General features: G+C 35.1%; 9 protein-coding genes and 1 pseudogene. All 10 read left to right on the forward strand.

Features of this window, described 5'->3' with window-relative positions:
* Positions 1 to 655: 655 nt before the first annotated feature.
* The gene (arsD, locus tag H541_RS0109815) at positions 656 to 1,021 is read left to right on the forward strand and encodes an arsenite efflux transporter metallochaperone ArsD (RefSeq protein WP_022797131.1); all 366 of its coding nucleotides are present in this window, start codon (positions 656 to 658) and stop codon (positions 1,019 to 1,021) included.
* A 14-nt stretch (positions 1,022 to 1,035) separates the two neighbouring features.
* A pseudogene (gene arsA, locus H541_RS12600) lies at positions 1,036 to 2,772 on the forward strand (arsenical pump-driving ATPase).
* A gap of 29 nt (positions 2,773 to 2,801) precedes the next feature.
* Positions 2,802 to 3,137: an arsenite efflux transporter metallochaperone ArsD gene (gene arsD, locus H541_RS0109825; RefSeq protein WP_022797133.1), complete on the forward strand. Its 336-nt coding sequence runs from the start codon at positions 2,802 to 2,804 to the stop codon at positions 3,135 to 3,137.
* Between the two features lie 22 nt (positions 3,138 to 3,159).
* Complete coding sequence (locus H541_RS0109830; RefSeq protein WP_022797134.1) at positions 3,160 to 3,504, forward strand: ArsR/SmtB family transcription factor; 345 nt, start codon at positions 3,160 to 3,162, stop codon at positions 3,502 to 3,504.
* A gap of 33 nt (positions 3,505 to 3,537) precedes the next feature.
* Complete coding sequence (gene arsB, locus H541_RS0109835; protein ID WP_022797135.1) at positions 3,538 to 4,617, forward strand: ACR3 family arsenite efflux transporter; 1,080 nt, start codon at positions 3,538 to 3,540, stop codon at positions 4,615 to 4,617.
* A 34-nt stretch (positions 4,618 to 4,651) separates the two neighbouring features.
* Positions 4,652 to 6,313, forward strand: coding sequence for an FAD-dependent oxidoreductase (locus tag H541_RS0109840; RefSeq protein ID WP_022797136.1), 1,662 nt, complete (start codon positions 4,652 to 4,654; stop codon positions 6,311 to 6,313).
* Positions 6,314 to 6,536: 223 nt separating this feature from the next.
* Entirely contained in the window at positions 6,537 to 6,839 is a 303-nt protein-coding gene (locus tag H541_RS13290; protein ID WP_035019431.1) for a hypothetical protein, read from the forward strand.
* A 264-nt stretch (positions 6,840 to 7,103) separates the two neighbouring features.
* Positions 7,104 to 7,760 carry a potassium channel family protein gene (locus H541_RS0109850; protein WP_022797138.1) on the forward strand — a complete coding sequence of 219 codons (657 nt, stop codon included), beginning with the start codon at positions 7,104 to 7,106 and terminating at the stop codon, positions 7,758 to 7,760.
* A 4-nt stretch (positions 7,761 to 7,764) separates the two neighbouring features.
* Positions 7,765 to 9,114, forward strand: coding sequence for a TrkH family potassium uptake protein (locus H541_RS0109855; protein WP_022797139.1), 1,350 nt, complete (start codon positions 7,765 to 7,767; stop codon positions 9,112 to 9,114).
* A gap of 285 nt (positions 9,115 to 9,399) precedes the next feature.
* The coding region (locus H541_RS13055; RefSeq protein WP_205617816.1) for a transposase at positions 9,400 to 9,688 on the forward strand (289 nt) is incomplete at its 3' end.

A 9,688-nucleotide genomic window follows, 5' to 3' on the forward strand; every position in this document is an offset into this window, starting at 1 on the left:
AAAATCTCTTATCGATACCATTCGTTTTCGGTTCATTAAGGTTGCTTCTCGACTGACACATCATGCTCGTCGAGTTCAAATCCAATTCAGTTGTGCAAATGTGTATGACAAAGAGTTTGAAACGATTCTTCAGAATTTAACTTACCTATGATTCGAGTGTTAAATCGATAATTTTAAAAATTATTCAAAAAAACAAGGGGAAAGTGCGCTCTTTTTTAGTAGAAATGAACTTTTCTTTTCTTCCGTTAGGAAGGAATCTAATCGATTTGTAAAAAAGAAAGAAACATTTCAGTTTCGCCTAATTTTTTGATAAAAATGTCCCTGTATAAAAATCTATGAATGATTCAGGAGAGTATGCTCTTTATAAAATTAATTTTCGTGTAAATGATTAAAAAATCTAATAATAAAATTTAAATTCCTATTAAGTTGTAACACATGAAATTCTATAGAATCATGTATTCAGAACCTTGATATTTTGAGGTTCTTTTTTTGCTAATCATAGGTACTCTTAGAGATGGCGGCAGGAAATTAAGTTAGTACAATTACTCGAAATTATTTTTTATTGACTATACATAGATAAAGTTCTATATTATACATAGAACTTTATCTATGTATTAGTGTCAAAATAAATTCTCTACAAAGAAGCAAGAAAATTATGACAGAATTAGCATTATTTGAACCAGCAATGTGCTGTAGCACAGGAGTATGTGGACCAGCTGTAAATGAAGACTTATTACAAATTACTTCAGTTATGAACGCTTTAGATACAGTAGAGGGTTTTCAAGCTAAAAGATACAATTTATCTAGTGATCCTCAAACATTTGTAGAAAACGAACAAATGAGTAAATTATTGCAAGAAAAGGGCGCTGATGCGTTGCCAGCAACACTACTAAATGGTGAGATAGTTAAATTTGGAGGATACCCTTCAATCGAAGAAATAACTGCTTTTACAGGAGTTAGATTTGTCCTAGTGGAATCAAATGACGGTGGCTGCTGTGGATCAAACTCAGGATGTTGTTAGGAGGATTTTAAAAAATGAAAAATTATCAACCAGAACAATTAAACCTTACAAAATATCTTTTCTTTACTGGTAAAGGCGGAGTAGGAAAAACATCTACAGCTTGTGCTACCGCAGTTTCTTTAGCGGATAGTGGAAAGAACGTTATGTTAGTGAGTACGGATCACGCGAGTAATTTACAAGATGTTTTTGAGAAAGAATTAACGAACAACGGCTTAGAAATTCCAGAAGTTAATGGCTTAACAGTAGCGAACTTTGATCCAATAACTGCTGCACGTGACTATATGGAAAGTGTTGTTGGTCCATATAGAGGGGTGCTGCCTGATTCAGCTGTAGCCAACATGGAAGAGCAATTATTAGGTTCTTGTACCGTTGAAATTGCGTCTTTTAATGAATTTGCTGGGTTTTTAACGAATCCGGAAGTTGAAGCTCGATATGATCACATTATTTTTGATACTGCTCCAACAGGACATACATTGAGAATGTTGCAACTGCCTTCTGCATGGAGTAACTTCTTGGATGAAAACACTACTGGTGTTTCATGTATGGGTCAGCTTTCAGGACTTGGCGATAAGCAAGAAATGTATAAGCACGCAATAGATACACTATCAGAGGGGACAAAAACAACCTTAATGTTGGTTACTCGTCCACAAAACGGGCCACTTATCGAAGCGAATAGAGCTTCAGAAGAATTAAAAGAGATCGGTGTGTTAAATCAACAATTAATTATCAATGGATTGTTAGAAAGATCGACAGATAGCGTTTCTCAAAAAATTTATGATGAACAACAATCAACATTAAAAAACATGCCGGAAAATTTGAAACAATTTTCAAAATTCATGGTTCCATTACGTTCTTATAACGTAACAGGCGTTGAAAACTTACGGTTACTTTTAACATCAGATCAAACAAATGCAGCCGTAGAAGCTCCAGAAGTAATGAATTACCCTAAATTACAACACATTATAGATGAGTTAGATCGAACAAACAAAAAAGTTGTTTTCACTATGGGTAAAGGTGGCGTTGGGAAAACAACGATTGCTGCTACATTAGCAACAGGATTGGCAGCTAAAGGTAAAAAAGTTCATTTAGCAACAACAGATCCCGCAGCTCATTTGGAATTTGTGATTACTGAAACAGAAAATATTAAAATGAGTCATATTGACGAGAAAAAAGAATTACAGGATTACAAGGAAGAAGTTTTATCTAAAGCACGTAAGACCATGTCTTCTGAGGAATTGGAGTATGTTGAAGAAGATTTACGCTCTCCTTGCACTCAAGAAATAGCCGTTTTCAGACGATTTGCAGAAATTGTTGCTACAGTTGATTGTGATGTAGTCGTCATTGATACAGCCCCAACTGGACATACTTTATTATTGTTAGATTCCTCTCAAAGCTATGCTAAAGAAGTGGAACGAACTTCTGGTGAAGTTCCTGAGTCCGTTCGTAGACTGTTGCCAGTCTTATAAAATCCAGAACAAACAGAAGTTGTCATGGTTACTTTACCTGAAAATACACCAGTATATGAATCTATGCGCCTACAAGAAGATTTAGATCGTGCCAAGATCGCTCATACTTGGTGGGTAATAAATAATAGTATGTTAACGAGTGGTACAACGAATGACGTATTAAGAGCTCGTGCTCAAAGTGAAGTCTCTTGGATCAATACAGTAGCAGAACTGTCTAATGATCATTTTGCGGTAGTCGAGTGGCATTCTACTGAAGTAAAAGAAAAACCTATATCACTATTTTAAAATAATTTAGAGAAAGGAAGGGAGTAAAAGTGGATAAAATAACTCTTTATGAACCTCCGATGTGCTGTAGCACAGGTGTTTGTGGACCTTCTGTAGATGGAAATCTGATCCGTATAACAAGTCTCTTTCAACAAATACGGAAGATAAAAGGGAAACAATTCATTCGATATAATTTAAGTGCCAATCCTGATTCATTCGTTCGAAATCAAGCTGTAACGAAGTTAATCCAAGAAAAAGGGATTGACTGCTTGCCTGTAACCGTATTGAATGACGAAACAATCGTTAAGATGAACGATTACCCAACAAATAAAGAACTATCTGAGTGGCTAAAACTATGCTTGGAAGAAGCAGAAGTCTCACTGTAATTAAGTAGAAAGGAGAATAAAAATGACTTACGAAGAATATGCGAAGGTTGCCAAAGCACTTTCGGAGCCAAAACGCGTAAAAATACTGGATATGTTGTCGTGCGGAGAAATGTGTGCGTGTGATATTTTAGAACATTTTGATTTTACTCAACCTACTTTGTCTCACCATATTAAGATATTAGTAGAAGCTGGCTTAGTTACAGCCGAAAAAAGAGGGACTTGGCAACATTACTCAATTAACGAGCAAGTAGCCCAGCAATACATTCAAGGATCCATTCATTTATTAACACATTCATCTGAATGCATTTGTGAGACTGAAGGCATTCAAAAAGAAGCAAAAAGTTTATCTTCTTTTGTTTCTCATTAAAAGATTAAATACGATTATTATTGGAGAAAAATCATGAAAGAAACAGCTTTAAAAGAAAAAGTATCGAATAAAGAAAATGGGATTGGACTTTGGGAACGCTATTTAAGTTTATGGGTTGCTTTATCAATGATTATAGGTGTAGCGCTAGGGCAATTTGTTCCTGCAATTCCTAATTTTTTAAGTCAATTTGAGTACTATAATGTATCGATTCCAACAGCTATTTTAATTTGGTTAATGATTTTCCCAATGATGTTAAAAATTGATTTTAGCAGTATTGTAAATGCAACAAAAAAACCCAAAGGATTAATCTTAACTACAGCAGTAAACTGGTTAATTAAACCATTTACCATGTATGGAATTTCTGCCTTTTTCTTTTTGGTAGTATTTAGACCGTTTTTAAGTCCAGAACTAGCCAATGAATACATAGCTGGTGCGATTCTTTTAGGGGCAGCTCCTTGTACGGCTATGGTATTTGTCTGGAGTGAACTAACAAAAGGTGATCCAGCATACACCTTATTGCAAGTGTCTATCAATGATATTATTGTTCTCTTTTTATATGCTCCAATTGTGGCACTTTTATTGGGTATAGGTAACGTATCTGTCCCTATCAATACACTTTTACTCTCCATTTTTGTCTTTATTGTTATTCCTTTAGTTTTAGGAATTGTGGTCAGAAAAAAAGTCGTTAAGCAAAAAGGTGACGATTATTTTGAAAAAGATTTTGTGAATAAATTTGATGGCACAACTCGAATTGGTTTACTACTAACTTTAGTTATTATCTTTTCATTCCAAGGTGAACGAATTCTAAGTAATCCATTCCATATTTTATTAATTGCTATTCCACTAATTGTTCAAAATATTGTCATATTCATTCTTGGTTATGGTGGAGTTAAAGCGTGTAAACTACCATTCTCAATAGCAGCACCCGCAGCCATGGTCGGAACAAGTAACTTTTTTGAACTTGCTGTAGCTGTCTCAATTGCGTTGTTTGGATTAAATTCTGGTGCAACTTTAGCAACCGTTGTGGGAGTATTAGTAGAGGTCCCTGTCATGCTTTTATTAGTCAAGTTTTCAAATAAAACAAAACATTGGTTCGACGGATATGAATATTAAGGATTGCTTAAATTAAATGAAAAGAGGCGAAAAAATGAAAATTGTTGTTATTGGATCTGTCGCTGCTGGTACATCTGTAGCAGCTAAAGCTAGAAGAAACACGGAGGAAGCTGAAATTGTCGTGTACGATCAAGGAAAAGATATTTCTTATTCTGTTTGCGGTATTCCTTATCACATTGGTGGAGAAGTAGAAGAGTTAAGTGCCTTAACTCCTAGAAATGCAGCATGGTTTAAAAAGAGATACAATGTATCAGTTTTCACCGAGCATAAAGTGACACATATTGATCAAACCAACAAACAGTTAGAAGTGACGGATCTTGTTTCTGGAGAAAAGAAAATAGAAAATTACGATGCATTAGTCTTTGCAACTGGGGCTTCTCCATTCACTCCACCGCCATTTAATCAAAAAGAATATGATAACGTGTTCCAAGTTCGAAATATTCAAGACGCACGAGATATTGGAGCCTATTCAACTAAACAACCTAAAAAAGCATTGATTATTGGTGCTGGATTTATTGGTTTAGAAATGACAGAACAATTAGTCCATAAAGGATTAGAAGTAACAATCGTTCAATTAGAAGATCAAGTTATGCCTCCTATGGACGCAGATATGACTTTCCGTGTAGAAGAGCATATGCGTGCAAAAGGTGTTAATTTAATCCTCAGCGACACGGTAAAAACGATTGAAGGAGAAACGTCAGTAGAGAGAGTTATCACGACAAACGGCGTTACAATTGAACCAGATATCGTTATCTTATCAGCAGGTGTACGTCCAAATACAGAATTAGCTAAAGAAATGGGCGTAGAACTGGGAGCTTCAAGAGCCATTGCGGTCAACAACAAAATGCAAACCAATCTTCCAGATATTTACGCAGTTGGAGACGTTGCCGAAAGCTTCTCTGTTATCACTGGAAAACCCATCTGTCGTCCATTAGGCTCAACAGCGAATAAAATGGGACGGATTGCTGGAGACGTGATTACTGGTGGAGATTTAGAGCACAGAGGTGTCTTAGGAACAGGGATTTTCAGAATCTTTGACCTACATGTTGGACAAACAGGATTAACCGAAAAAGAAGCCAAAACTGAAGGCTATGAAGTTGAAGTTTTGTATAATATCAAACCAGATCATGCTCAGTATCTTGGTGGGAAAGAATTAACGATCAAAGCATTAGCGGATAAAGAAACTGGTCGCATTTTAGGCGCACAAGCTATTGGTCAAGGTGGCGTAGATAAACGAATCGACGTAATCGCAACAGCCATCACCTTTAAAGCAAAAGCAGAAGATTTATTCCATTTAGATTTGGCTTACGCTCCACCATTTGCGACAACGAAAGATCCTATATTATACACCGGTATGGCGTTAGATAATGCATTAAAACGTAACCCATTGTTAACACCAGCTGAATTAATCAGTCGCCAAACTAGTGGTGAAAAATTACAAATTATCGATACACGATCTAAAAAAGATTTTGACAAATCACATGTCAAAGGAGCAATTCATGTTCCTTTAGCTGAACTGAGAGAAAGAAATGCAGAATTAGACAAAGATGTAGCAACAGTCACTTATTGTAATAAAGGTGTAACTGGAAATGCGTCTCAAAATTTGTTATTAAATTATGGATTTAAAAAAGTTTATAATTTATCTGGTGGAAATAAGAATTATCAAAGCTATGTGAGAATGCTAGCTCAAAAATAAAAGAAACATGAATTGATATAAAAACGTGTATCTAATTAAACATATTTTATTAATTCCAAGCTTATTTTTTGTAAGTTTTTTGCTATAAAAGGATTCTAACGAATGATTTCAAGAATTTTTTTCTTATCCGTTATAGAGGTACAGGAATGGGCTGAGGTAGAACTTCTCCTCTCCCAGTTAATTGAACTCCGTGATGTCCGTCACCAGTTTCTGGAGCGAGATGGTGGAAGTGAAGCAACGATTCAGGCGGTTATCCGCCAATGTGCCCACGGTCCCCCTTGTAAAATCTGTAGCGGCGGGACTTACGGGTGGATTTTGTACATTTCAGTCCCAGCTACTTCAGGAGCCGCAGAACCTTTTTATGGTTGTGGTGCTGGCCTTGGCGGCGCAGCTCTTGGGTGATATGTCGGTACGTACCCGTCTTGGGCTCGTAATGAGCTGTTCTTCATTCCGAAATATGTTCATCCCTTCCTTGTATGCATTTCTTTTCCACAAAAATACAAAAAAGACAGATATTTCTATCTGACCTTATCAGCAGCTTTCTAAAGTAAGCGATGAATTATTCAGGTTTTATGGTACTATATAAAAATAATTAACATTTTTTTCTAGGCGGTAGTTTATGAATAAAAATGAAAATATCATTCTGAAATTAGCATTGAAAGAAAAAGTGTATATCCGTTTTTTTCTTACATATGAAAACGAATGGATAATTATCAATCCGTAAAGACTGTAAGTATTTATATGGTGTTTACAGAAAATTTATTATCCTTAATAGAGAAGGAGTTTAATTATGAAAAAAGACTTTGTGGTTATTGGGTTAGCAAGATTCGGAGGAAGTGTATGTAAGGAGTTACATCGTTTAGGCTATCAAGTTTTGGCGATAGACATAAATGAGGCAAGAGTAAATGCCGTTTTAGACTATAGTACAAAAGCTGTAATAGGGGATGCTTCCCGCAAAGATTTTTTGAAAGCTTTAGGTGTTGGAAATTTTGAGTATGCGGTGGTTGCTATAGGAGATAATATGCAGTCTAGTATAATGTGTACCTTATTATTAAAGGAAATGGGTGTGGAAAATGTGTGGGCAAAGGCCCAAGATGCTAACCATAAAAAAGTACTTGCTAAAATTGGCGCGGATAGAATCATTCAACCAGAATACGACATGGGAATTAGAGTGGCTAATCAAATGCAATCTGGAAAACTTCAAGAATACATAGAGCTTTCTAAGGATTACAGTATATCAGAATTAAATATATCAAAAAAACTAGCCAATAAAACGCTCAATGATTCAGATATTAGAGCAAAGTATGGTTGTACTATTTTAGCCATAAAAAATGGTAACAAAGTGAATATTTCCCCCTCAGCAAAAGATAAGCTATATGAAGGGGATATCATTGTCGTTATGGGAAAAAACAATGATATAAAACGTTTTGAAGAGAAAGGATTGTAGATGGATGAAGAAGCTTATTTTAAAAGGATATTTAAAAAAATCTACTAGTCGTCTGAATCCTTCTGTGACAGTAGTTTTAAGTTTTTTTGTCCTTATTTTAGTTGGTACAGTATTATTAAAATTACCCATTGCGACTACAGAAACAATTTCATGGTTAAATACTTTATTTACTGCTACTTCTGCAGTTACAGTTACAGGATTAATTGTAGTTGATACCGGTACAGCTTTTACTCTATTCGGACAAACGGTTATTATGTTTCTCATGCAACTTGGCGGATTAGGTCTGATGACATCTGCAGTTTCTATCTTTTTCATATTCAAACGAAAAATTGGCATGCAACAAAGGAATCTTATTAGGGCATCTTTAAACCAGGACTCTTCAGGAGGAATTATTCGATTGGTTCGTTACTTGCTTTTTTTCTCTTTAAGCATTGAACTAATTGGATTTATTTTGTTGTCCATCAAATGGATCCCGGAATTTGGATTTTCTAAGGGTTCTTTTTATAGTTTATTCCATACTGTTGCTGCTTTTAATAACGCTGGATTTTCATTATGGTCTGATAGTTTATCTAGCTATGTAGGAGATCCTGTAGTTAATTTAACGATTACAAGCATGTTCGTTTTGGGAGGAATAGGATTTACGGTTCTTTTAGATGTATGGAATAAGAAGAAATTCAAGACATTGACCTTACATTCAAAAGTAATGATTGTAGGTACACTAGTGATAAATATCATTGCAATAATTTCAATTTTTATTCTGGAATATTCAAATCCTCAGACTTTGGGTAGTTTATCATTTGAAGATAAAGCATGGAGCGCTTATTTTCAAGGTTTAACTCCTAGAACAGCCGGTTTTAATTCTATTGATATTTCGGCATTGACATTACCCACTATGCTCTTGATTGTGATACTCATGTTCATTGGAGCAGGAAGTGCGTCAACTGGTAGTGGGATCAAGCTAAGCACTTTTATTATTTTACTTTTAACAACCATTACAACCCTAAAAGGTGGAGAAGAAGTATCTTTATTTGGGCGAAGGTTAAAAAATAGTGCTGTTTTAAGAGCTTTAACGCTAACACTAATAAGTTTTTTATTAGTGTTTGTAGCTATCTTTGTTTTAACTGTGACTGAAAATGGTTCTTTTATCGCTATTGTTTTTGAAGTTGTTTCAGCATTTGGAACAGTAGGACTTTCAACTGGTTTAACTACTGAACTATCAACTATAGGCAGATTTGTGATCATGTTTGTCATGTTTGTCGGGCGTATTGGTCCAATCACAATTGCCTCTATACTATTAACCAGTAAAAACCCTTCTCTGATACGCTATCCTCAAGAAAATATATTTGTAGGGTGATATTAAGAGAAATACTTATTCTACTTTAAGTAAAATAGTTTTTTATAACTTATTTCACTTAAAGCTATATATATATAAGAGATAAGAAAGACCTTTTTATATTTTGAAAGGTCTTTTTTATCTCTAACCTGAACAATTCATACTTTTCGTTGAAACATGTGCTAACTGCCTAACGGCAGCTTAAATTTACTTTTTCATTTTCACCTGTTAAGTGATGAAAAGAGAACCCCATTCTGATATGGTAAAGGTGTCTAAACCAACCATAAGAAAGGAGTTCTCTTCACGATTAGCTTACACAAAAACCAGGTAAAATTCAATTCAAACATCATCATTTCGCATACAGGTGGTCGTTTATCGAGTGATTCGGGTTTAGTCTTAGTTAAAGAAGTAATGGATACCTTCAAGTTTTCTGATTTGGCAAAATCACTTCTGGACATTAAAGATAACCGTGCTTACTACACGCATGATAATTTAGCGATATTAGAACAGCTCATTATGCAACTGATTGCTGGTTATTCGGCAGACTCGTCAGCTAATCTGTTACGACAGGATCCAGTCTTTCAAATGGTGTTAG

Origin of the sequence: Bavariicoccus seileri WCC 4188 (assembly GCF_000421665.1) — a bacterium.
Lineage (GTDB): Bacteria > Bacillota > Bacilli > Lactobacillales > Aerococcaceae > Bavariicoccus > Bavariicoccus seileri.